This window comes from Actinacidiphila glaucinigra, from assembly GCF_035918135.1.
GTDB lineage: Bacteria > Actinomycetota > Actinomycetes > Streptomycetales > Streptomycetaceae > Actinacidiphila > Actinacidiphila glaucinigra.
In genome coordinates, this window is sequence record NZ_CP109144.1 from 1,508,324 (window position 1) to 1,530,802 (window position 22,479).

Below are 22,479 nucleotides of genomic sequence, written 5' to 3' on the forward strand. Positions count from 1 at the left end.
AGGGGCGGTACGACGATGTGGCCGCGGGTCGACGGAATGCGCTCCATGGAGCTCGGCACGCCCGACGCGCTCCGGGACGAGCTCAACTCCCTGGTCCTGGCGGGCAAGAAGACCGCCACGACCGGACTGCTGTCCGAGTACGTGGAGGAGACCGAGGGTCTGGAGTTCGTCGGCGAGCGGCTGGCCCTGCTGGACCGGGAGAGCCACTGCGTCGGCGTCATCGTGGTCACGGACGTGGAAGTGACGTCCTTCGCGGACGTGAGGTGGGAGCACGCCGCCGCCGAGGGAGAGGGGGACGCCTCCCTCGACGCGTGGCGGGCCGGGCACCGTCGCTTCTGGGAACGGGCGGGCACTCCCGTCGAGGACGCCACGCCCGTGGTGTGCCTGGCGTTCCGGCTCGTCACGGCGGGCGGCTGACGGTGCGGATCCGCATCGAGGGGAGCGACCTGCCCGGCCGCGCCTTCGGCGACCACCGCGGCGTCCACGTCGCCGTGCAGCGCCGCGCCCGTCCCGCGGAACTCCTCGGCCCTCGGCCCGGCGACGCTGCGGCGGCGACGTGGGACCTCGACTGCCGGGTCCGCGAGACCCCTGACGGGCTCGACGTCACGGGGCCCTATGTCCAGGGCGGCCCCGGCGCCCGCTTCGTCTACCTGTCCTGGGGCGAGGTCGGGGGTTCCGGCGACTTCACGATGTTCCGCCGGGCCAAGCTCATGCTGGACGGTGTCGCTCCCGCCACGCTGCGCGCGGCCGCCCGCTCCGGGACGCTCCTCGGACGGCTGGGCCTCACCGACGCCAGGGGCGGCCCGCTCTGCGCCGCCGTGCGGCCGCCGCTCGTCACGTGGTCGGCGGGGACACCGGACGCCACGGGCTGACGACGGGAAGTGAACGGGACCACCACCCCACCGGTGGGCGCGCCCACGGTCCGCACGACCGCTTACGCCTTCCCACCGGCGCCGGGCAGTGGTCCCGCTCGGTCACACGGGGGTACGGGTCCCTCAGTCCTCTCCCCTGACGATGTTCCATTCCTTGCCGCTGTCGGGCTCCCGCTGCGGCGGATTGCCCCGGCCCTCCTTCACGACAGCAGGCCTGCACGTGCGTATCTGCTGATCTCGGGGGATGCGGGTGCTGGTCGGGTGGCCGTTGCGTGTGTCCACGGCTGGGCGCCTCCTCATGTCTTCTCGACACCGCATACCCATTCGAACGTGATTTACACGACAAAGCATTCCTGATCAGGACATGTTTGCCGTGGGGGTCCGCCCGGCACCCGGCGGCCGTCGCGCTGCGCGCCGGCCCCGGCACCGACCGTGTCCGCCGCTGCGCGGGCACGTCGCCACCCGTCAGGCTTCGGCTGCCCTGGGCGGCACGCCGGAAACCACCTCGGTCAGCCGGGTTCAGCGCGTGGGGTGCCACTCCGCGAGCAGCACGGTGGCGTCGTCGTCGAGGCGACCGTGCCGGTGCGCCAGGATGGCGTGGACGAGCCGCCGCAGGACCTCCGGGGCGGGGTCGCCGAACGCGGTGGCGTGCACGACGTACTCGGTGAGGCGCCGCTCGCCGAACTCGTCGCCGCCCTCGGCGCGGGACTCGGTCACACCGTCGGTGTGGATGAGGACCCGGTCACCGGGCTCCAGGCGCGTGGAGTGGACGGAGCGCGGCCGGTCGCCGTAGTCGGAACCGAGGCCGAGGGGCAGATCCGCGTCGCGCTCCAGGGCGCCGGGGACGACGTGCCGGGCGCGGATCAGCCGGGGCGGGGGGTGCCCGCAGTTCGCCCACGCGAACTGGCCGCTGCGGACGTCGAGGTCGGCGAAGACCGCGGTGGCGAGCCGGTCCGGGATCCACTCGGCGAGGGTCTCGTCCACGGTCTTGACGATCTCGCCCAGGTCGGCGCCGGCACGCCGGGCGGCCCGGCAGCCGGCCAGCGCGACGGCCGCCGTGAGCCCCGAGGCGAGGTCGTGGCCCATCGCGTCGACCACCGTCAGGTGCAGGTGGTCCTCCTGGAGGCTGTGGTCGAAGGCGTCGCCGCCGATCTCGTACGCGGGTTCCAGCACGGCGCTGGAGGTCACCTCGGTCGTGCCGAGGGTCCGCGGCGGCAGGAAGGCCCACACGAGCTCCGCGGCGGTGGTCATCGGGCGGCTGCGGACGAGCCGCAGCAGGTCGTCGCTGGACCCCGCCTTGGAGACGATCGTCAAGGTCGTGACGTCGGCGAGCGCGCGGCAGCGGGAGAGGAGTTCCGGGTCGATCCGGTGGGCGGTGACCTCCATGACGCCGATCCGCTCCACGCCGTCGACGAGCGGGAGCCACATCGTGATCCGGTCGTCGCGCTCGCTCAGGCGCAGGGAGACCGTCCGGTAGGCGGCGCCCGCCGGCGTGCCGTCGACGGCCACGGCCCCACGGGCGCGGGAGGCCGGGTCGCCCGACAGCGGGACGAGCCTGGCCTGCCGGACGTCGGCGAGGAGGACCGTGACGTCGTCCAGGCCCACCTCGTGCGCGGCATGCGCGAGGGCCGCGCCCCAGTCCTTCGGGGCGACCTCGTGCGTGCGCTGCAGGAGCCCGCTCAGCAGAGCGCCAAAGCCGGTGTCGTCCACCGTCACCATCACCTGTCGGTGCGCCGTCCCCGGCGCGGGGCCGGGACGACCGGGCACCTGCCCCGGACACCGAGGCCGAAACCACGCACCACCCCGGCCCGCGGCTCCGCCGCGACCACGGCGCGGGCCTCCCCGGATCGCCCACAGCCGCCGGTTCCACAGAACATCATATTCCAGCAAATCGTGTGCCAATACGGGCGTGGCGCACCTCGACGGACATGCCGAGGCCCGACGCTTCTCGTGTTCCACCCGAGCGGGTGCCCACGGCGCCCGCGGAGACAGGAGTCGATCCATGCGCGTTTCCCGTTTCGTGGCCGCGGTCGGTGTGGCCGTAGCCGTCGTCCTGGGCGGTGCGGCGGGTGCCGGTGCCGTCACGCCGGAGTCCGTCCGCACCCCCGGCACGCACGCCACGCACGGCGACCACGGCCGCGGCCACCACAGCCACCACGGCAAGCGTCACCACCACCGCTGGCACGGCCACCGCCAGCACCGTCACCACCACCACGTCGTCAACCACCACCGCCGCTGACCCGCGGCCCGATCCGCGCGGCCCCGGGGGCGCCGCTCCGCCGACGCGGAGGGCGCCCCCGGGCGCGTGCGGGCGGGGGCGGGGGGCTCAGGCGGTCTGAGCGCTGCGCAGGGCGGCGTACGGGCCGCCGGCGCGCAGCAGTTGCCCGTGCGAGCCGACCTCCGTGATCCTTCCGCCGTCCATGACGACGATGCGGTCGGCGTTGCGGATGGTGGACAGCCGATGGGCCACCACGAAGACGGTGCGGTTGCGGACCAGACGTTCCAGCGCCTGCTGGACGAGGGCCTCGGAGCGGGAGTCGAGGGCGGAGGTGGCCTCGTCCAGCACCAGCACACGGGGGTCGCGGATCAGCGCCCGGGCGATGGCCAGCCGCTGCTTCTGCCCGCCGGACAGCCGCGCGCCCCGCTCGCCGACGACCGTGGCGAGGCCGGCGGGCAGCCGTTCCACGAACTCCAGGGCGTTGGCGGCCCGCAGCGCCTCCCGTACCGCCTCCTCGGGGACGCCCGGCATGCCGTAGCCGACGTTCTCCCGGATGGTGCCCTCGAAGAGGATGGACTCCTGGGGCACGACGGACACGAAGCGGCGGTAGCTGCGCAGGTCCAGGGTCTCCATGTCCGCACCGTCCAGCAGGATCCGGCCCTCGGTGGGGCGCAGGAAGCCGATGACGAGGTTGAGGAGGGTCGACTTGCCGGCCCCCGAGGTGCCCACGAGCGCGATGGTCTCGCCCGGTCGGACGGAGAGGGAGAAGTCGCGCACCGAGTGGTCGACGGCGTCGTCGTAGGCGAAGCCGACGCCTTCGAAGTCCACCCGCCCGCGGACGGCGGCCACCTCGGTCTTCCCCGCGTTCTGCTCGAGGTCGGGCGCCTGCAGCACCTCGCCGACCGAGCGCACCGACTCCAGTCCCTTGCTGACCACGGGCGTGAGGCTGAGCAGGGTCGTGACGGCGGCGGTGAGGGCGGAGAAGTAGGTGGTCAGCATGACGACGTCGCCGGGGGTCACGCCCAGCCAGCCGTGGTACGCGGCGAGCGCGGAGCCGAGCAGGCAGCAGGCGCCGAGGACGTTGAGGACGATCCAGGCGAGTGAGCCGAAGCGCCCGTTGAGCCGGTCCAGGCGCAGCCCCGCGGTGAGGACCTGGCTGAGCGTGCCGTCGACGCGGCGCAGCGCAGTGGACTCCAGACCGTGGGCGCGGGTGATGGGGATGAGGGTGGTCATCTCGGTGACGCGGGAGGAGAGTTGCTCCACCTCCTGGCGGAACGATTCGTTGGACTCGCGCAGCCGCCCCCGCAGCCACATCACCAGCGCGGACGTCGCGGGCACGACGACCAGGAAGACCGGCAGGAAGGACGGCGCCTGCACGGCGATCACCACCAGCGCGCCGAGCAGCGTGGCGAGCGCGGAAAGGCCCATGTCGCCGGTCTGCTGGACCGCCTGCTCGATGGCCTCGACGTCCCGGATGACCTTGGTCTGCAGGACGGCGGAGTTGACCTTCGTGTGGTAGCCGATGGAGAGCTGCTGCATGCGCTGGCACAGCGCGGAGCGCAGCCGGGTGCCGGTACGGCGGGCGCTGCCGTACCAGCAGCGCACGTACAGCAGGTGGAAGGGGTAGTTGAGGACCAGCATCAGCAGCAGGACGGCGGTGCCGAACAGCATGCCCGACAGCGGCCTGTGCTGCACGATGACGTCGATGACCTGTGCGGTGACCAGCGGGGTCAGCCAGATCGGGGTGTGCTTGACCATGAACGCCAGCACGGCCAGGGCCAGTCGGCCGCGGTCGTGGCGGAAGAGGTAGGCGAGGGTGCGGATCGGGTGCTCACCGCGGTAGCGGTGGTCGAGCGGGCCGTGCGGCGACGCCATGCGGGAACTCCGGGTGCACGAGGGCGCGGGGTGATGAGACGGCACTGGCTCATCGTCCGGTCACCGCGGAATCCTAGGCTGCGAGCGCTCCCACGGACACCGCCCGGGGGTCCCTGACCGGTCCCGGCCGACTGAGGGGCCGGTCCCGGGGCAGACGGTGGGGGAAGGGGCGGCGCGAGGCGCGCCCCCGGACCACTGGGAGGGACGATGCTGGCCATCGTTGCGGCCGTCGTCTTCGCGGTCGCGTTCATCATCAACGCCACCGGGACGGCGACGGAGGCCGTGTTCACCCCGACGAGCCTGCTGCTGGTCGGGCTGACGCTGCTCGCCGCGCACCTCGGCGGGGTCGGCTCGGGCGCGGGTGCCCGCTGGTCCGGATACCGCGGGCGACGGCGCTGAGGTCTCCGGGGAGGGGAAAGGCCATGACGGACCGTCCGGACCGCCCGCGCGGGAATGTGCCGAAGCACCGCCCGGGCTTCAGCAGTCCCGGGTTCTCCACGTCCGCCGACGGCCCCGGGCCGGCACCGGGCGCCGGGGACGCCGCGGCGGTTCCGCCGCCCCCGCGGATCCCGGAGTACGAGGTCCCGGAGCCGGAGGTCGCGGACATCGCGGAGCCCGGCTTCGAGTCACCCGGCTTCGAGTCGCCGGGTTTCCGCGGGCCCGGGTACTCCAGCCCGGACTTCACCAGCCCCGGCGCGCCGCGCGAGGCGGACCGGGACGACGAGGGGTCATGAGACGGGCGGCTTCGCGGCCGGGGGCACCGCCGGGGAGGTGACGCCCATGCGGGCCCGGCTCTCGGCGACGAGCTGCTGGACGTTCCGCTCGACCTCCTCGGGGTCGAGGCCGAGGGCCCGGCCTATGTGCGATGACCAGACCTCGGAGCGCACGTTCGTCTCGAAGGCGAGGTCGGCGCGGATGTTGTCGCGTGCGGCCTGGCGGTTCTGGCTGACCATGACGAAGGTCGAGAGGAAGATCGCCTCCAGGCTGACGATCATGGTGAGCAGTCCGAAGGGGTACGGGTCGAAGACCCCGCCGGGCCCCGCGAGCCCCTCGTTCAGCAGGATCCAGACCGCGAACCAGACGATGTGCACATAGACGAAGGCCATCGAGCCGGAGAAGGCGGTGATCGCGTCCGCGACCCGGTCCTGGGCGCCCCTCCCGCGGGCGAAGAGGACCCGCTCGTGCGGGGAGCGGACCAGCGGGTGCGGCGGCGAGGGGACGGCGCGGCCGTCGGCAGGGGAACTCATGGGCCTCATCCTGCCCCCGGCCCTCCGCGGCCACGGCACCGGGAAGCGGCGGGAAGAAACCGCGCCTTCCCAGCGTTGGCATGGGCGGATCAAGAACCGCCCGAAAGGAGGCGACCGGTGAAGGTACGTGCCTCGCTGCGCTCCCTCAAGAACACCCCCGGCTCGCAGATCGTCCGCCGTCGCGGCCGTGTCTACGTGATCAACAAGAGGGACCCCCGTTTCAAGGCCCGCCAGGGCTGACCCGCAGAGCACCACGGGCGCCGCGCGCCGTCCCAGGACGGCGCGCGGCGCCCGTTTGCGTAGCGGTCACCGGGACCGGGTCAGGGAGCGCAGCAGGAGCAGCGCGATGTCGTCGGTGCGCAGCCGGCGCTCGGAGGTGAGGGCGAGCACGCCGTCGGCGACCCGGTCGAGCGGCAGCCCGCCGGCTGCGCCGAGGTGGTCCGAGAGGGCGGCCAGCTCGGTGTCGACGTCCGTCCCCGGGCACTCGACCAGGCCGTCGGTGTAGAGCATGAGCACCGAGCCCGGCGGGAACGGGAACTCGACGGTGCGGTAGACCGCCTCCGCGTCGATGCCCAGCAGCGGGCCCTGGGCGAGGTCGAGCGGCCGCACGTGGCCGTCCGGCTCCCGCAGCAGGGGCTGCGGGTGGCCCGCGCCCGCCGCCATCACCCGTTCCCCGTCCGGGTCGAGGTGCAGGTAGACGCAGCTGGCGAGCAGCTCCACGTCCAGGTCCAGCAGCAGGCGGTTGGTGCACTCCATCACCTGGCCGGGCGACTGCCCGACGGCGGAGTACGCCCGTACCGCCGTGCGGACCTGGCCCATCAGGCCGGCCGCGGTGACGTTGTGGCCCTGCACGTCGCCGATCACGGCGGCCGGCCGGTCCCCCACGCGGAGCAGGTCGTAGAAGTCGCCGCCGATGTCCATGCCCTCGGTGCCCGCGAGGTACCGCGCGGCCGCCTCGAGGCCGGGGAGCTCCGGCAGAGTCCGCGGCAGCAGCGCCGACTGGAGGCCGTGGGCCAGCCGGTGCTTGGCGTCGTAGAGCCGCGCCCGCTCCAGGGCCTGGGCGACGAGTCCGCCGAGGCTGGTCAGCAGAGCCCGCTCGTCGGCCCCGAAGCGGTGCGGTCGCGGGTATCCGAGCACGCAGGTGCCGACCGGGCGGCCGGAGGCGATCAGCGGGAGGTAGGCCCAGGCCGCCATGCCGTCGGAGACCGGCGGGCGGTCGGGGAAGCACGCCCGCATCTCCTGCTCGGACTCCAGGAACGCGGGCGCGCCACTGGCCAGCACCTGGGCGGCGGGGGTCGGCGATGACATCGCCATGCCGTCGTACCGGTCGACGATCGTCGGATCGCGGTAGCCGCGGTGGCCGAGCACGCGCATCCTCCCTGCCTCCGGGGCGACGACGGCCAGTACCCGGCTGCCGACCGCGGGCATGATCTCGTCGGCGACCAGGTCGATCACGTCCTGCACGCAGACGGCCTCCGTGAGCGCCCCGGACAGGTTCACGAGGTGGGAGATGGCCACCAGCCCGACCGCGGGCTGCGCCGCACCGCTCACGGGGTCGGGTACGGGAGCCTCCGCCGCCGGGCCGCGGGCCGGCGATATGCGCACGCTGACGCCGTTGCTGCTGGGGTGGAGCTGGAAGGTGAGCCAGTCGCCGGGCGGGCGCAGCGCGGTGAACGAGGTGGGCTGCCTGCTGATCAGCGCCGCGCGGTGCCTCTCCTGGTGCACGGGGTCCTCCAGCCACGGCAGCGTCCGCCACAGCGGATGCCCGAGCAGCTTGCGCACCGGCACGCCCAGCCGGCGGGACGCCGCGCCGTTGGCGTAGGTGACCCGCCCGTCGAGGTCGAGGGAGCACAGGCCGTCCGGCAGCCGGCCCACCATGCGCACCGCCTCGACCGCCGAGGAGACGCCGGCGACGGGGGCGCCGATCGCCACGTCCCGTCCGCGCCGCACCGGCCGGCCCTCGGTGGTCCGCTGCTCCAGGCTGCGGGCGAGCTGCTCGCTGGCGGCGAGCAGGCGCTCGCGCTCCCAGTCGGACAGCTCGGGCGGATGGGCGCCCGGCCAGGTGACGAACACCGAGCCGAAGGCGGTGCCGGCGGTCGCGACGGGCAGCGCGGCGAGGGTGAACGGGTACGGCAGGACGAGCGCGATCCGCGGGTACCGGCGCGCCATCTCCTCCTCGCCGCCGACCCAGACCAGCCGGCGTTCGCGCAGTGCCTCCGCGACGGGGATCGGGGCGCCCAGCCCCACCCGTTCCCAGGGCGCGGCGAAGGCGCGCGGCAGACCGGCCATCACGGCCATCTCCAGCACCGGCTCGCCGGGCGCGAGGAGGTAGATCCCGCCCGCGTGCGCCCGCACGCCGTCCATCATCGCGAACAGCGCCGGTGCCAGCAGGCTTTCGTCCGTCCACTCCCCGACGTCGGGGTGGGACGGGGAGGGAGGGGGCCCGTCCGGCACGGGTACCACCTCCTCATCCTCTTCCCGTCCAGACTGCATCCGGGTGGCGGACCGCGCATGCGGGGAGCCCGCGGCTTCGGCAGGACGCGCCCGGCCGCCGGGCGGTTGTCGCCAACTCCCTTGATTCTTCGAGCAGATGACATGCGGCGTTTTTGTTCGAACCCCTTGGCGTCCGACTGGCCCGGTGCTTCAATGTGGCGCTGTTAGGAAGGTTTCCTAACCTCTGACCCACGGAGTCACCCGTGCAGATCCCCCCACACCGTCATGCACGCACCCTCCCCCGCCGGCGGGTCGTCCTCTACGCGACCGCCGCGCTGACCGCGGGCGTCCTCGCCGCCGGCGCCGGCACCCTGGCCTCGGCCGCGCCGGGGCGGCCGGCCGCCGCGGCGGCCGGCGTCGGGCTCGACGACCCGCACAAGAAGGACATCGCCATGCAGCTGGTGTCCAGCGCCGAGAACTCCTCACTGGACTGGAAGGCCCAGTACAAGTACATCGAGGACATCGGCGACGGCCGCGGCTACACCGCGGGCATCATCGGATTCTGCTCCGGCACCGGTGACATGCTCGAGCTCGTCGAGCTGTACACCGACCGCAAGCCGGGCAACCCGCTCGCCCGCTACCTGCCCGCACTGCGCCGGGTCAACGGGACCGACTCGCACAGCGGCCTCGGCTCAGGCTTCGAGAGCGCCTGGCGCAGCGCCGCCGCCGACACGGCGTTCCAGCAGGCGCAGAACGACGAGCGCGACCGCGTCTACTTCGACCCCTCGGTCAAGCAGGCCAAGGCCGACGGGCTGCGCGCGCTGGGCCAGTTCGCGTACTACGACGCGATCGTGATGCACGGCCCCGGCGAGGACAAGGTCAGCTTCGGCGGCATCCGCAAGACCGCCCTGTCCAAGGCGAAGAGCCCCGCGCAGGGCGGCGACGAGACGGCGTACATCAACGCCTTCCTCGACGCGCGCAAGGCGGCGATGAAGACCGAGGAGGCGCACAGCGACACCAGCCGGGTCGACACGGAGCAGCGCGTCTTCCTCAACAACGGCAACCTCGACCTCAACCCTCCGCTCAAGTGGAAGGTCTACGGGGACAGTTACACCATCAACCAGTAACGCCCCACGCACGGCGTTCCGGGCGGCCTCCCTGGCCGGGGGGCCGCCCGGAGCGGCGCCGGGGCCCGCGGCTAGGCCGTGTCGTCACATGAGCCTGGGAGGTGCCCCCACCGCCCGGAGGGCGGGCTCCGCGGTTCCCCGAGCTTGCGCTGGGAGGTGCCCCCAGGTGCGGTGCATCGCAAGGCGGAGAGTCGTCCTCGTAGTGGGCTGCTCGGACGATTCGACAACTCCCCCTGGCCGAAGGCTGGGGGAGCGCCGTGCCTGGGGGCACCTCCCAGCGTCAGCTGGGGGAGCGGCGCCGGGGCCCGCGGCTAGCCCAGTTCCAGGCTGGTGACGCCGTAGATGCCCGCCAGGTCGACGTCCGGGACCGGGCCCGTGTACATGCGCGCGGCCTCGAACGAGGGCGTCAGGCCCAGGTGCTCCACCAGGCGCACGGCGGCCTCGTTGGGCTCGGGCACGTCGATCACGAGGGGCTCCCCCGGCGCGGTCCGTGCGAGCCCCATGAGCAGCGCGAGGGCGACCTTCCCGGACGAGGCGTACAGCGGCCCCACGCGGGACGGCCCGCGGGCGGCGCGCAGCACCCCCAGTCCCCGCAGCCGGCCGTCGGCGACGGCCGCGAGGGCGGTACGGTCCGGCAGGGTGATCCAGGAGGCGAGGAACGCGTCGCGCGCGGCGGGGAAGAACCGCCGGTCGTAGCGGGCCAGTTCGCCGAATCCGACGCTCCTGGCGTCGATCAGCGCGACGCCGCCGGGCATGACCCCGCCGGACGGCGTCCCCTGGTACCGGATGTTCCGCCAGGCCGTGCTGAAGCCCGATCTGCGGTAGTTCTCCTGCTGCGCGACGACCCCGTCGAGGCCGATGTTACGGCCTGCGAGGTGGTCCAGCCCGGCGCGCCAGACCCGGATCCCGTAGCCCTGGCCGCGGAAGGGCGGTCGGGCGATGTAGAGGCCGACGAAGCCGAAGTCCGCTCCGTAGCGCACCGCGGAGACCGAGGCGACGGGCTCGCCGTCGAGTCTCCCGAAGAGGAAGCCGGCCGGATCGGCGGGGAAGAAGGCCTGCCCGTCGGAACTGCCGGGGTTCCATCCTTCGTCCTCGGCCCAGTCGGAGAGGCGGCTGATGTCCTCGGCGCCTGCGGAGGAGACGTGGAACGCGGTCATGGGGACCTACCTCGGGAATCGGTTGCCGGGACGCGGTGCCGGGCACCGCGCACGCGAGGGCGCCGAGGACGCGGCGCGGGTGCGGGCGATGAGGAGGGTGACGTCGTCGGGCGGGGTCGCGCTCGGCAGGGTGCCGAGCACCGCCGCGCAGAGGTCGTCCAGGCGCCCGGGCCGGTCGAGGGCGCGGCGCACACGCTCCATCCCGGTGTCGACGTCGTGCCGGCGGTCCTCGATGAGGCCGTCGGTGTAGAGGGCGATGAGGCTGCCCTCGGGCAGTTCCACCTCGGCGGCCTGGTACGGGGGCATCCCGAGGCCGAGCGGTGTGCCGTTGGGCAGGTCGAGGAAGGTGACGCCGCCTTCGGGGTGGCGGACGGCGGGCGGCGGGTGTCCGGCCCTGGCGATGGTGCAGCGGCGGCCGGCGGGGTCGTAGACGGCGTACAGGCAGCTGGCGCTCACGGAGGAGGCGTGCGGACCCTCGCTTTCCTCCTCTGCGAGGCGGATGATCGTCTGGTCGAGGTGGGCCAGGAGCTGTTCCGGCGCCAGGTCGAGGTCGGCGAGCGTCCGCACCGCCGTCCGGAGCCGCCCCATCGTGGCCGCGGCGTCGATGCCGTGCCCGACCACGTCGCCGACGACGAGCGCCACCCGGTCGCGCGGCAGCGGGATCACGTCGTACCAGTCGCCGCCCACACCGTCCTCGAGGTCCGCGGGGAGGAAGCGGGAGACGACGTCCAGGGAGGGGCCGCCGCACACGCGGCGCGGGAGCAGGCCCCGCTGGAGGGCGAGGGCGGTGGCGCGTTCGTGGGTGTAGCGGCGCGCGTTGTCCAGGCTCAGGGCGGCCCTGGCGACCAGTTCCTCGGCGAACAGCAGGTCCTCCTCGTCGAACGGCCGCGGGTCGTCGGAGCGCAGGAGGAGCACCACGCCCAGCACGACGCCGCGGGCCCTGATCGGCACGATCATCAGCGAGTGCAGGCCGAACCGGTCGATCTTCCGGGCCCGTGCCGGGTCGCGGCTGAGCCACGGGGAGGCGGTGTCCAGCACGGGCTCGAGCAGGGAGCGGCCGGAGGACAGCACGCGTGTGAGGGGCGAGGAGGACGGCACGTACACCACGTCGCCGACCTGCGAGACCGCCTCGGGGGCGCCCTCGTGGACGGAGGACAGTCCCGCCCGGCGGAACACCGGGACGTAGTCGCCGTCCGGGCCGAGCCGGGACAGCGGCTCCTCACCGAGGCGCAGGGTGTCGGCGAGGTCGACGGTGACGAAGTCGGCGAGGCAGGGGACGCTGAACGCGGCCAGTTCCTGCGCGGTGCGCATGACGTCCAGCGTGGTGCCGATACGCGCACCGGCCTCGCCGAGCAGTGCGAGCCGGTCGCCGGCCCGGTGCTCACCGGTGATCCGCAGGACGACCAGGCAGACGCCCATCGGCCTGCCCTCGGCGTCCTCGAGGCGGATGCAACAGGCGGAGAGTGCCCCGTCGCGGCGGACGCCGTCCACCGCCGGCACGAGGTACTCGCGGCCGCTGACGGGCGTGCCGGTGGCCAGCACCTGGCGCATCACCGCCTCCAGCGCGCCCGCCCCGGCGGGCAGCGCCGCGTCCGGGCGGTGGCCCAGCCGCCGCTCCCGAGGGATGCCGTCGTAGTCCTCCAGTGAGTCGTTGACCCAGGTGCACCGCAGGTCGGTGTTCCACAGGGCGAGGCCGATCGCCGAGGGGGCGAGGGGGGAGCCCAGCGCCGCCCCGGTCACGCCCACCGCCCGCTGGAGCAGGCCGGCCAGGTCGATGGGTGCGGGTGATGCCATGTGCGTCGGTCCTTCGTCTGGGCTGCGGGGATGTGGCGGGGCCCGGATCCGGCCGGTGGGGGGCCGGATCCGGGCCGAAGGGGTCAGCGCCTGAGGAGGTCCGCCGCGCGTTCCGCGATGGCGTAGACCGTGGCGGCGATGTTGCCCGAGGGGATGGCGGGCATCACGGAGGCGTCGGCGACCCGCAGGCCGTCGACGCCGTGGAGGCGCAGGTCCGTGTCGACGACGGCCAGGTCGTCGATGCCGATCCGGCACGTGCCGACGGGGTGCATGTAGGAGGCCAGGGCGCCGCGCGCGTACGCCCGCAGTCCGGCGTCGTCCTTCACGTCGGGGCCGGGCAGGACCTCGTGGGCGCGCCATCCGTCGAGGGCGCGCGCCTGGCCGATCTCCCGTGCCAGGAACAGCGCTTCGACCATCGTGGCCAGGTCGCGGTCGTCACCGTAGTAGTCGGGGTCGACCAGGGGCAGGGCTCCCGGTTCGGCACTCGCGAGCCGAACGGTGCCGCTGCTGTGCGGCCGCATCGGGGAGACCGCGATCCGGTATCCCTGCCCGTCCGGCACGTCGGCCGCAGGCGTGCGGCACCCCGGGCTGTCGGCCAGGAGCACCTGCACGTCGGGGTCGCAGATGCCGAGCCGGCTGCGCACCAGGCCGATGGCCTCGCCGTGGTTGTTGGCTCCGGGCGGAACGGGCCGGGCCGCTCGGTGGACGACGGCGGCCACCGGGTGGTCCTGCAGGTTCGCCCCGACGCCCGGCAGGTCGAAGGCGACGTCGATGCCCTTGTCCCGCAGGTGCGCCCGGGGGCCGATGCCGGAGAGCATCAGCAGTTGCGGTGTCCCGATGGTGCCCGCGGTGAGCACGACCTCGCCGTGGCAGCCGGCCGCGACGGTGCCGGTGCGGCCGGCGTGCCCGTACTCCACCCCGACGCACCGTCCGTCGCGCAGGAGCAGGCGGTGGACCAGTGCACCGGTCACCACGGTGAGGTTGCGGCGGTGCCGGGCGGGGGTGAGGTAGGCGTCGGCGGCGCTCTGCCGCCGGCCGCCGACGATGTTGAGGTCGCTCCAGCCGAAGCCCTCCTCCAGACCTGCGGCGATGTCGGCCGCCCGCCGGTAGCCGGTCTGGGTCGCCGCCGTGAGGAGCGCGGCCACGACGGGGTGGGGCGGGCTCGCGGGCCCCACGGTCAGGGGGCCGCCGACACCGCGGAGCACGGGGTCGCGCCCGGGGGCGTTCTCGCTGCGCTTGAAGTACGGGAGCAGGTCGTCGTAGCCCCAGCCCTTGGCACCGCCGGCGGTCCACGCGCCGTAGCCGGAGTGGTGGCCCCGCACGAAGGTCATGGCGTTGATGGCCGACCCCCCGCCCAGGCCGCGACCGCGCGCGAGGGGTGTGGTGGTGCCCGTCGCCGACTGCCGGACGGTGGTGTCGCCCCAGTTCGCGGACGTGCCCAGCAGCGTCGGCCAGGCGGGCGGCGTCGCCGCCGCGGCCGGCGGCCCGTCGTCCCCCGCCTCCAGCAGGAGCACGCGTGCGCCGTCCGTCTCGGAGAGGCGCGCGGCGAGCACACTGCCCGCGGTGCCGCCGCCGACGACCACGAAGTCGTAGCTGTCCGTTATCGCATGCATGGGTCACCTCTGACCGGCCACGTCCGGCGTTTCCAGTGATAGCCCTGATCGGCTAACACCGAACACGATAACCCCAACCACCACCAATCGAACAGATTTGTCGTTATCGCCGCTATCGCCAATAAATATGGACGAACCCTTACGAACTCTCCTTGCGCGCCCCGCACCCCCTCGATCCCGGGACGCGCGCGCGGACGAGGACCCCACCGAGAGGCGGACGAATGCCTCGCGAATCCCGGACACGCCTTCCGCTCCGGCAAGTTCATCGCCAAACGCCCTACCCAGGGATGGATGAAAGTTGTACGGTCCACGGGATCATGTCCCCTCACGGAGGTACTCGCCATGGCGTCAATGGGCGTACCCGACGTCCTCACCCGTGCCCGCACCGTCGCACCGCCGGGCTGGAGCCGCTGGCTGGTACCGCCGGCCGCACTCTCCATCCACCTCGCCATCGGGCAGGCATACGCCTGGAGCGTGTTCAAGCCACCGCTGGAGTCCTCGCTCGGGCTGAGCGGCACCCAGTCCGCGCTGCCGTTCCAGCTCGCGATCGTCATGCTCGGGCTGTCCGCCGCGTTCGGCGGCACCCTCGTCGAACGCAACGGCCCGCGATGGGCCATGTGCGTCTCGGCCCTCTGCTTCGCCTCCGGCTTCCTCATCTCGGCCCTCGGCGCCGCCACGCGCCAGTACTGGCTGATCGTCCTCGGCTACGGCCTCGTCGGCGGCATAGGCCTCGGCATCGGCTACATCTCGCCGGTCTCCACGCTCATCAAGTGGTTCCCCGACCGGCCGGGGCTCGCCACCGGCATCGCCATCATGGGCTTCGGCGGTGGCGCGCTCATCGCCTCACCCTGGTCGACGGAACTGCTCTCCTCCTTCGGCGCCGACTCCTCCGGCATCGGGCAGACCTTCCTGGTCATGGGCCTGGTCTACGCGGTCTTCATGACCGTCGGGGTGCTGCTCGTCCGGGTCCCCGCGGACGACTGGCGGCCTCCCGGCTGGAGCCCGTCGGCCGCGGCCGCGCGCCCACTCGTCACCACTGCGCAGGTGTCCGCGCGCAACGCGCTGCGCACCCCGCAGTTCTGGTGTCTGTGGGTGGTGCTCTGCATGAACGTGACGGCGGGCATCGGCATCCTGGAGAAGGCCGCGCCGATGATCACCGACTTCTTCGCCGACACCTCCACTCCGGTGACGGCCACGGCCGCGGCCGGTTTCGTCGGCCTGCTGTCGCTCGGCAACATGCTCGGCCGGATCACCTGGTCCTCCACCTCCGACCTGGTCGGGCGGAAGAACATCTACCGCCTCTACCTCGGTGCCGGGGCGCTGCTCTACCTGCTGATCGCCCTGGTCGGCGACGACTCCAAGCCGCTGTTCATCATCGCGGCCGCCGTCATCCTGTCCTTCTACGGCGGCGGGTTCGCCACCGTGCCCGCCTATCTCAAGGACCTCTTCGGGACGTACGAGGTGGGCGCCATCCACGGGCGGCTGCTGACCGCGTGGTCCACGGCGGGCGTGCTCGGACCGCTGATCGTGAACGCGATCGCCGACCACGAGAAGTCGGCGGGCCGGACGGGACCCGACCTCTACTCCACGTCCTTCGTCATCATGATGGTGCTGCTGGTGATCGGCTTCGTCGCCAACGAACTGGTACGCCCGGTCCATCCGCGGCACCATGACGGACCGTCCGCCGAGACGAAGGCCACCATCGGACCCGAGTCGGAAGGAGCCGTCCGATGACCGCTTCGAACCCCGCGCCCGCCGAGGCCACCGCCGGGAACGGCCGGCTGCCGCTGATGGTCGTCGCCTGGCTGTGGGTCGGCGCGCCCTTCGCCTACGGTGTGTACGAACTCGTCCTCAAGCTCAAGCAGTTGTTCACCGGCTGACCGGCACTCCGGCACTCCGGCACCCGCCACGGGCCGCCCCGTCCTGATGGACCCGGCGGCCCGTGGCGGTCCCCTGTGTGCCGACGGCCCCCGGGCGCACCGCACGGGGGTGTCCGGATCGCCGGGAACCGCCACTTCCGCACCGCGGAACGGGCACCGGCCCATGGAGGAAGGAACCATGCCCCCCAACAGCCGTACCGGTACCGGCGCGAGCCCCCGCACCCTGGTTGCCGCCGGCCTGCTCTGCGCGGCCGCCGGATTCTTCGTCCTCGGCATCGTCCTCGGCCCGGCCGCTGTCGTGTGCGGCCGGCTCGCCATGGGCCGCACCCTCCGGGGCGCCAGGCCGGTGCTCCCGCTGATCGCCGTCGTGCTGGGCGCGATCGACACCCTCATCGCCCTCGTCTGGCTCACCGGCGCCCACTGGGACGGCGGCGGGATGATGTGATCCGCGGCGCGGACCCGGTCGACGGCACCACGAGGCCGGACGGGAGGATGATGGTCCCCCGTCCGGCCTCGCCGTCCAGGAGCGCGTGTGCCCCTCCCCGACCCGTCACCGGTACCGCGTGCCGTCGCCGCCTTCCTCGCGGTCGTGGCGGCCCTGGCGCCGACGGCGGGTTGCGGCACCGGCGACGGCTCGTCCGCCGCCCCGCGCGTGGTGCCGCCGCGGGCCGGGGCCTCCTTCGACTACCAGATCGGCGGCGGCTAACCGCCGCCCGACGGCGTGCGCGTGGTCTCCCGCGACCGCGGGGACCGGCCCGCCCCGGGCGTGTACTCCGTCTGCTACGTCAACGCCTTCCAGGCCCAGCCCGGCGAGCTGTCCAGGTGGCGCGCCCGGGACCCCGGCCTGCTGTTGCGTGACGGGGACGGCGGACTCGTCGTGGACGACGAGTGGGACGAGGCCCTGCTGGACACCTCCACCGCCGCCAAACGGGAGGCCTTGGCGGAGGTCGTCGGCGCGTGGATCGACGACTGCGCGGAGCGCGGGTTCCGGGCGGTCGAGCCGGACAACCTCGACTCCGTCGAGCGCTCCGACGGCCTGCTCACGCCCGCCGACAACGCCGCGTTCGCCCGGCTGCTCGCCTCACGCGCCCACGCCGCGGGGCTGGCCGTCGCGCAGAAGAACACCACCGAACTCCTCCCCCGACGGTCCGGCATCGGCTTCGACTTCGCGGTCGCCGAGGAGTGCGGCGAGTTCGACGAGTGCGGGCGGTACGCCGCCGCGTACGACGACCGCGTCCTCGTCGTGGCCTATGACGCGGCCGACTTCACGGCGACCTGCCGCCGCTGGGGTGCCCGTCTGGCGGTCGTGCTCCGCGACCGCGACGTCGCGCCCGCCGGGAAGCCGGGCCACGTCTTCCGTACCTGCTGACCGGGGCGCGGCGGCCCGGCATCGGGACGGGGCAGGGCGGCGACACCCCCTGCCCGCGGGGAGCGGGCACGGCGGCGCGGTCGGTGGGGGCGTGGCGGACGGCGGCGATCGGTCTCCAGCGGCGCCCGGGGCTTCACCGCCGTGGACCCCCGGGACGACCGTGCGCGGCCGGTCCGCGCGGAACGCGCCGCCGGCCGCCCGCCACGCCCGGGGTCATGAGGTCGTCACGGCGTACCAGCGGCCGTCGCGCTGGTGGACCAGGTGGTGCGCGGCGAGGCTGTCGATGTGCCGCACGATGGTGGCGGGCTGGTAGCCGACGCTGGCGCTGAGGGCGTCGATGGTCGTCCCGTCGCGGCCGGCCGCGCGAAGCTGCTGGAGGGTCTTGAGCGCCGTACGGGCGAGACCGGACTCCTCCGGCCCGGACATGTCGGGGCGGGGCCCGGCGGGAGGTGGCACGGCGGCCGTGGCGGGCGCCGGGGCGACAGCCGGGGCGGGGACCGTCGGAACCGAGGGCGCCACCGGGGGCGCGGCCGGAGCGGGGACGGGAGCGGTTGCCGCGGTGCGGGACGGTGCGGCCGGGGTCGCGGGCAAGGCCGGGGCGGCGGGCGAGGCCGGCGGGGTGGCCGTGGCCCTCGCCCCCACGGTGCCGACGGGGGCGACGGGCCTCGGCGTGCGATTGACCGTGCGGTGCTTGCGGCCCTTCTGGTGACGGCGGGTGCTCATCGGGCGGTCCTCCTTCGCTGTGATCTTGAAGGGCCAACGGGGGACCGCCGCCGGAGTCACGCAGATGCGTGCATGCGGGGGAACCCGGGGCGCCCGGGGAATGTGCGGCGGCACCGCCGCCGTTGCAACGGATCCGGACGGACCCGAGGAAGGGAAGCCCATGCCCCCCACGGACAGCCGGCGCGGTCACCGCGTCGACGCGGTACCCGGCACGCAGCACGTGACGGTCAGGATCGACGGCAAGGTGGTGGCCGAGACCCGGCGGCCGGTACTCGTCCACGAGACCGGCCTGCCGGTGCGCTACTACATCCCGCCGCAGGACGTGGACCTCGCGCTCTTCCGCGGCAGCGACACCAACACCACCTGCCCCTACAAGGGCGTCGCCTCCTACTGGTCCTACGGCGACCACAACGACGTCGCCTGGTTCTACGAGGAGCCGCTCCCGTCGGTGCCGGAGATCACCGGCCACCTCTCCTTCTACGACACCGTGGCCGAGGTCGCGGTCGAGGAGGCCTGACCGGCCGGACGGTGCGCGTCGGCGCACCGTCCGTCACCACGTCCTTGACCGTGCCGGCGGCATGTGCCGCTGCCCCATGCCCCACTTGAGGCACGGCTGTTCGGTTTGCTTCGCACGACGGCCGCCGGGGAGCAATGATGGTCACATGGCGAATCCGACGATCCTGACCGTCGACGACGATCCCGCAGTGTCCCGTGCCGTGGCCCGGGACATTCGCCGCAGGTACGGGGACCGCTACCGGGTGGTGCGCGCCACCTCGGGGGACGAGGCCCTGAGCGCGCTGCGGGAGATCAAACTGCGAGGGGAGCAACTCGCGGTGATGCTCGCCGACTACCGCATGCCGCAGATGAACGGGGTGGAGTTCCTCGAGGCGGCGATGGACCTGTTCCCGCTCGCCCGCCGTGTGCTGCTCACGGCGTACGCGGACACCAGCGCGGCCATCGACGCGATCAACATCGTCGACCTCGACCACTACCTGCTGAAGCCGTGGAGCCCACCGGAGGAGAACCTCTACCCGGTGATCGACACCCTGCTCGACACGTGGATCGCCACTCCCGACCCGACGGCGTCCGAGACCCGTGTGGTCGGCCACCGCTGGTCGGCGCCCTCGTTCAAGGTGCGCGACTTCCTCACCCGCAACCTGGTGCCCTACCGCTGGCTGCCCGCGGAGGAGCCCGAGGCCGAGCAGCTGCTGAACGCGGCCGGGCTGACCTCCGCCGATGTGCCGCTGGTGGTGACCGGCGACGGGACGACGCTGCTGCGGCCCACGGAGGCCGAGCTCGCCGCCCACGTGGGGCTGAGCACCGTTCCGGCCTCCGACTTCTACGACCTGGTGGTGGTCGGCGGCGGTCCCGCGGGCCTGGGCGCGGCGGTGTACGGCGCGTCCGAGGGCCTGCGCACGGTCCTGGTGGAGCGCCGGGCGACCGGCGGCCAGGCGGGGCAGAGCAGCCGCATCGAGAACTACCTCGGCTTCCCGGACGGCGTCTCCGGCGCTCAGCTGACCGACCGGGCCCGCCGCCAGGCGACGAAGTTCGGGGCGGAGATCCTCAGCACCCGGGAGGTGGTCGCGCTGCAGGCGGCCGGCAGCGGAAGGGTGCTGTCCTTCGGCGACGGCACGTCCATCGCGGCGCACACGGTGGTGCTGGCGACCGGGGTGTCCTACCGCCGGCTCGAAGCGCCCGGGCTGGCGGAGTTCACCGGTGCCGGGGTCTTCTACGGCTCGGCGATGACCGAGGCCATGAACTGCACGGGCCAGGAGGTCTACATCGTCGGCGGGGCCAACTCGGCCGGGCAGGCGGCCGTCTACTTCTCCCGCAACGCGTGCAGGGTACACATGCTGATCCGCGGCGCCGACCTGCAGCGTTCGATGTCGCAGTATCTGATCGACCAGATCGCGGCCATCGACAACATCGAGGTCCGCCCCTGCACCGAGGTCGTCGGCGGCAAGGGCGGCGACCACCTGGAACAGCTGATGCTCCGCGACGCGAAGACGGGCACGGTGACCACCGTGGACGCCTCGTTCCTGTTCGTCTTCATCGGCGCCGAACCGCGCACGGACTGGCTGGAGGGCGTCGTCGAGCGGGACCGGCGCGGCTTCGTGGTCACCGGCCCCGACCTGATCGCCGGGGGCAGGCGGCCCGCCGGCTGGCCGCTCCCCCGCGACCCGTACCACCTGGAGGCCAGCGTGCCGGGCGTCTTCGCCGCCGGCGACGTGCGGGCGGAGTCGGTCAAGCGGGTGGCCTCCGCGGTCGGCGAGGGCGCGATGGCCGTATCCCTGGTGCACCGTTATCTGGAGGCGCAGTGACCACGACGGACCGGCTCGGGCCCGAGCAGCTGCGGACCCTGTTCCTGTTCGAGTCGCTCGGTGAGAAGGAACTGGACTGGCTGAGCGAGCAGGGACGGGTGGAGCGGGTCCCCGCGAACAGTCCCGTCTACACCGAGGGCGATCCGGCGAGCTGTTTCTACGTGCTGCTCAGCGGCACGGTGTCGCTGGGCCGGCTGGTCCACGGCGACGTGGTGGAGGTCAACCGCACCGACCAGCGGGGCGTGTACGCCGGGGCGACGCAGGCGTACATCGGGGACCGCGTCGAGCAGACGTACCCCAACTCGCTGAAGGCGGTGACCGACTGCGAGTTCTTCCTGATCCCGGCCGAGGAGTTCGCCGGCGCGATGCGCCGGTGGTTCCCGATGGCGGTGCACCTGCTGGAGGGGGCGTTCTTCGGGTACCGCAAGCAGAACACGATCATCGGGGAGCGCGAGCGGCTGCTCGCGCTGGGCTCGCTGTCGGCCGGGCTCACCCATGAGCTGAACAACCCGGCCGCCGCCGCGGTGCGGGCCACCTCGGCGCTGCGCGACCGGGTGACCGGCATGCGGCACAAGCTGGCGATGATCGCGGACGGCCGGCTGGACACCCGGCAGCTGCACGAGCTGGTCGAGCTGCAGGACGCCGCGATCAAGCGCATGGCGTCGGCGCCCGAACGGTCGGCGCTGGACGCGGCCGACGCCGAGGACGAGCTGACGGACTGGCTCGACGACCACGGCGTCAACGGCTCCTGGGAACTGGCCTCGACGCTGGTCGCGGGCGGTGTGGACGCCGAGTGGCTGGACTCCGTGGTCGACACGGTCGGCGAGGAACGGCTGGAGGCGGCGATCCGCTGGCTCACGTACACCCTCGACACCGAACTGCTCATGGGCGAGATCGACGACGCCGTCACCCGGATCTCCGGGCTGGTGGGGGCCGCGAAGCAGTACTCGCAGCTCGACCGGGCACCGCAGCAGACGGTGGACATCCACGCGCTGCTCGACGCGACGCTCACGATGCTCCAGGCGAAGATCCCCGGCGGGGTGCGGGTCGTCAAGGAGTACGACCGCAGCCTGCCGCAGATCCAGGCGTACGGCGCCGAGCTCAACCAGGTGTGGACCAACCTCGTCGTCAACGCGCTGGACGCCATGGGCGGTTCGGGCACCCTGACGCTGCGCAGCTCCTGGGACGGCCCCGACCGTCTGGTGGTGGAGGTGGGCGACACCGGTCCCGGCATCTCCCCGGAGATCCGGCCGCGGATCTTCGAGCCGTTCTTCACCACCAAGCCGGTGGGTGAGGGCACCGGGCTGGGCCTGGACATCTCGTACCGCATCGTGGTCAACAAGCACCACGGCGACATCCGCGTCGAGTCCGGCCCCGGCGACACCCGTTTCACCGTGTGCCTGCCGGTCGCCCAGCCCGAGGCGCAGCCGGGGGACGCGGAGCGGGCAGGGGGCTGAGCCCCCGGGCCGCGAGGAGGGTCAGGCCACCGGACTCTTCGACTTCGGAAGGGTCCGGGCGCGGTCGCGGCCGACGGGCAGCTGTCCGTCGGCGGCGCTCTTGAGCGAGCGCAGGGCCAGCAGCAGCACACCGATGTCGTCGATCAGGATCGGATCGGGCAGCAGGTCCACCGGGCAGACCAGGTAGACCAGCGCGGCCCAGAACGCCAGCTTGCCCGAGCGTGGCACGTCCGCGCTGCGCAGCAGGGTGCGGATCCGGGCCATCTTCACCACGAGCACCACGGCCACCACGAGCATCACCACGACCGCCACCGCGGCGATCACGAGAGCCGTGGTCGACCAGTCACCCAGGTCCATGTCTGCCTCCCTCGATCCCGTGTACCCGGCCGGTGT

23 protein-coding genes and 1 pseudogene are annotated in these 22,479 nt (G+C 73.3%); 14 read left to right on the top strand and 10 right to left on the bottom strand.

What is annotated here, in order from left to right:
* The first annotated feature begins 45 nt into the window (after nucleotides 1-45).
* Together OIE69_RS06620 and OIE69_RS06625 are read left to right on the top strand one after the other, a co-directional pair.
* Nucleotides 46-417, top strand: coding sequence for an ASCH domain-containing protein (locus tag OIE69_RS06620; RefSeq protein ID WP_326571004.1), 372 nt, complete (start codon nucleotides 46-48; stop codon nucleotides 415-417).
* A 2-nt stretch (nucleotides 418-419) separates the two neighbouring features.
* Nucleotides 420-872, top strand: a complete 453-nt coding sequence (locus tag OIE69_RS06625; RefSeq protein ID WP_326571005.1) for a DUF5990 family protein — start codon at nucleotides 420-422, stop codon at nucleotides 870-872.
* Nucleotides 873-995: 123 nt separating this feature from the next.
* Here the strand turns inward: OIE69_RS06625 and OIE69_RS06630 are convergent, their stop codons facing one another.
* Both OIE69_RS06630 and OIE69_RS06635 read right to left on the bottom strand, forming a co-directional pair.
* A complete protein-coding gene (locus OIE69_RS06630; RefSeq protein ID WP_179279708.1) occupies nucleotides 996-1,154 on the bottom strand; it encodes a hypothetical protein in 159 nt (52 codons plus the stop codon).
* A 237-nt stretch (nucleotides 1,155-1,391) separates the two neighbouring features.
* Complete coding sequence (locus tag OIE69_RS06635) at nucleotides 1,392-2,591, bottom strand: PP2C family protein-serine/threonine phosphatase (protein ID WP_326571006.1); 1,200 nt, start codon at nucleotides 2,589-2,591, stop codon at nucleotides 1,392-1,394.
* A 283-nt stretch (nucleotides 2,592-2,874) separates the two neighbouring features.
* Between OIE69_RS06635 and OIE69_RS06640 the strand changes: the two genes are divergently transcribed.
* Nucleotides 2,875-3,111: a hypothetical protein gene (locus OIE69_RS06640; protein ID WP_089223247.1), complete on the top strand. Its 237-nt coding sequence runs from the start codon at nucleotides 2,875-2,877 to the stop codon at nucleotides 3,109-3,111.
* Between the two features lie 87 nt (nucleotides 3,112-3,198).
* Here the strand turns inward: OIE69_RS06640 and OIE69_RS06645 are convergent, their stop codons facing one another.
* On the bottom strand, nucleotides 3,199-4,965 hold the full coding sequence (locus OIE69_RS06645; RefSeq protein WP_326571007.1) for an ABC transporter ATP-binding protein: 1,767 nt from the start codon (nucleotides 4,963-4,965) through the stop codon (nucleotides 3,199-3,201).
* Nucleotides 4,966-5,172: 207 nt separating this feature from the next.
* Between OIE69_RS06645 and OIE69_RS06650 the strand changes: the two genes are divergently transcribed.
* Nucleotides 5,173-5,364 carry a hypothetical protein gene (locus tag OIE69_RS06650; RefSeq protein WP_089223249.1) on the top strand — a complete coding sequence of 64 codons (192 nt, stop codon included), beginning with the start codon at nucleotides 5,173-5,175 and terminating at the stop codon, nucleotides 5,362-5,364.
* A gap of 23 nt (nucleotides 5,365-5,387) precedes the next feature.
* Nucleotides 5,388-5,699 carry a hypothetical protein gene (locus tag OIE69_RS06655; protein ID WP_326571008.1) on the top strand — a complete coding sequence of 104 codons (312 nt, stop codon included), beginning with the start codon at nucleotides 5,388-5,390 and terminating at the stop codon, nucleotides 5,697-5,699.
* On the opposite strand, the gene OIE69_RS06660 is transcribed toward OIE69_RS06655, so the two are convergent.
* On the bottom strand, nucleotides 5,694-6,212 hold the full coding sequence (locus OIE69_RS06660) for a DUF1003 domain-containing protein (protein WP_326571009.1): 519 nt from the start codon (nucleotides 6,210-6,212) through the stop codon (nucleotides 5,694-5,696). The two genes, OIE69_RS06655 and OIE69_RS06660, sit on opposite strands and share 6 nt — an antisense overlap.
* A 117-nt stretch (nucleotides 6,213-6,329) precedes the next feature.
* Between OIE69_RS06660 and ykgO the strand changes: the two genes are divergently transcribed.
* The gene (gene ykgO / locus OIE69_RS06665; RefSeq protein ID WP_319140616.1) at nucleotides 6,330-6,452 is read left to right on the top strand and encodes a type B 50S ribosomal protein L36; all 123 of its coding nucleotides are present in this window, start codon (nucleotides 6,330-6,332) and stop codon (nucleotides 6,450-6,452) included.
* 66 nt (nucleotides 6,453-6,518) lie between these two features.
* On the opposite strand, the gene OIE69_RS06670 is transcribed toward ykgO, so the two are convergent.
* A complete protein-coding gene (locus tag OIE69_RS06670) occupies nucleotides 6,519-8,705 on the bottom strand; it encodes a SpoIIE family protein phosphatase (protein ID WP_392567469.1) in 2,187 nt (728 codons plus the stop codon).
* 203 nt (nucleotides 8,706-8,908) lie between these two features.
* On the opposite strand from OIE69_RS06670, the gene OIE69_RS06675 reads away from it, so the two are divergent.
* Nucleotides 8,909-9,772 (top strand): chitosanase, encoded by an 864-nt coding sequence (locus tag OIE69_RS06675; protein WP_392567470.1) that lies wholly within the window; start codon nucleotides 8,909-8,911, stop codon nucleotides 9,770-9,772.
* A 311-nt stretch (nucleotides 9,773-10,083) separates the two neighbouring features.
* Here OIE69_RS06675 and OIE69_RS06680 read toward each other — a convergent pair whose 3' ends face one another.
* The 3 genes from OIE69_RS06680 to OIE69_RS06690 all read right to left on the bottom strand — a co-directional run bounded on the left by OIE69_RS06680 (nucleotide 10,084) and on the right by OIE69_RS06690 (nucleotide 14,336).
* Nucleotides 10,084-10,929, bottom strand: coding sequence for a GNAT family N-acetyltransferase (locus OIE69_RS06680; protein WP_326571011.1), 846 nt, complete (start codon nucleotides 10,927-10,929; stop codon nucleotides 10,084-10,086).
* Between the two features lie 6 nt (nucleotides 10,930-10,935).
* Nucleotides 10,936-12,723, bottom strand: coding sequence for a SpoIIE family protein phosphatase (locus OIE69_RS06685; protein WP_326571012.1), 1,788 nt, complete (start codon nucleotides 12,721-12,723; stop codon nucleotides 10,936-10,938).
* A gap of 83 nt (nucleotides 12,724-12,806) precedes the next feature.
* Nucleotides 12,807-14,336 (bottom strand): GMC family oxidoreductase, encoded by a 1,530-nt coding sequence (locus tag OIE69_RS06690; protein WP_326571013.1) that lies wholly within the window; start codon nucleotides 14,334-14,336, stop codon nucleotides 12,807-12,809.
* Between the two features lie 342 nt (nucleotides 14,337-14,678).
* On the opposite strand from OIE69_RS06690, the gene OIE69_RS06695 reads away from it, so the two are divergent.
* The 4 genes and pseudogenes from OIE69_RS06695 to OIE69_RS06710 all read left to right on the top strand — a co-directional run bounded on the left by OIE69_RS06695 (nucleotide 14,679) and on the right by OIE69_RS06710 (nucleotide 17,585).
* Entirely contained in the window at nucleotides 14,679-16,070 is a 1,392-nt protein-coding gene (locus tag OIE69_RS06695) for an L-lactate MFS transporter (protein WP_392567471.1), read from the top strand.
* The gene (locus tag OIE69_RS06700; protein ID WP_326571014.1) at nucleotides 16,067-16,216 is read left to right on the top strand and encodes an MFS transporter small subunit; all 150 of its coding nucleotides are present in this window, start codon (nucleotides 16,067-16,069) and stop codon (nucleotides 16,214-16,216) included. Before OIE69_RS06695 ends, OIE69_RS06700 begins: the two co-directional genes overlap by 4 nt.
* A 178-nt stretch (nucleotides 16,217-16,394) precedes the next feature.
* Nucleotides 16,395-16,661: a hypothetical protein gene (locus OIE69_RS06705; protein ID WP_326571015.1), complete on the top strand. Its 267-nt coding sequence runs from the start codon at nucleotides 16,395-16,397 to the stop codon at nucleotides 16,659-16,661.
* Between the two features lie 87 nt (nucleotides 16,662-16,748).
* A pseudogene (locus tag OIE69_RS06710) lies at nucleotides 16,749-17,585 on the top strand (endo alpha-1,4 polygalactosaminidase).
* 213 nt (nucleotides 17,586-17,798) lie between these two features.
* Here the strand turns inward: OIE69_RS06710 and OIE69_RS06715 are convergent.
* A complete protein-coding gene (locus OIE69_RS06715) occupies nucleotides 17,799-18,308 on the bottom strand; it encodes a hypothetical protein (RefSeq protein ID WP_326571016.1) in 510 nt (169 codons plus the stop codon).
* 160 nt (nucleotides 18,309-18,468) lie between these two features.
* Here OIE69_RS06715 and OIE69_RS06720 point away from each other — a divergent pair, with 160 nt between their 5' ends.
* The 3 genes from OIE69_RS06720 (at nucleotide 18,469) to OIE69_RS06730 (ending at nucleotide 22,086) form a co-directional block, all read left to right on the top strand.
* Nucleotides 18,469-18,825, top strand: a complete 357-nt coding sequence (locus tag OIE69_RS06720; protein ID WP_326571017.1) for a DUF427 domain-containing protein — start codon at nucleotides 18,469-18,471, stop codon at nucleotides 18,823-18,825.
* A 145-nt stretch (nucleotides 18,826-18,970) separates the two neighbouring features.
* Nucleotides 18,971-20,629: an FAD-dependent oxidoreductase gene (locus tag OIE69_RS06725; protein ID WP_326571018.1), complete on the top strand. Its 1,659-nt coding sequence runs from the start codon at nucleotides 18,971-18,973 to the stop codon at nucleotides 20,627-20,629.
* Entirely contained in the window at nucleotides 20,626-22,086 is a 1,461-nt protein-coding gene (locus tag OIE69_RS06730; RefSeq protein WP_326571019.1) for an ATP-binding protein, read from the top strand. The genes OIE69_RS06725 and OIE69_RS06730 overlap by 4 nt, the downstream gene beginning before the upstream one ends.
* Before the next feature lie 21 nt (nucleotides 22,087-22,107).
* Here OIE69_RS06730 and OIE69_RS06735 read toward each other — a convergent pair whose 3' ends face one another.
* Complete coding sequence (locus OIE69_RS06735) at nucleotides 22,108-22,443, bottom strand: YkvA family protein (RefSeq protein WP_326571020.1); 336 nt, start codon at nucleotides 22,441-22,443, stop codon at nucleotides 22,108-22,110.
* Nucleotides 22,444-22,479: the final 36 nt, after the last annotated feature.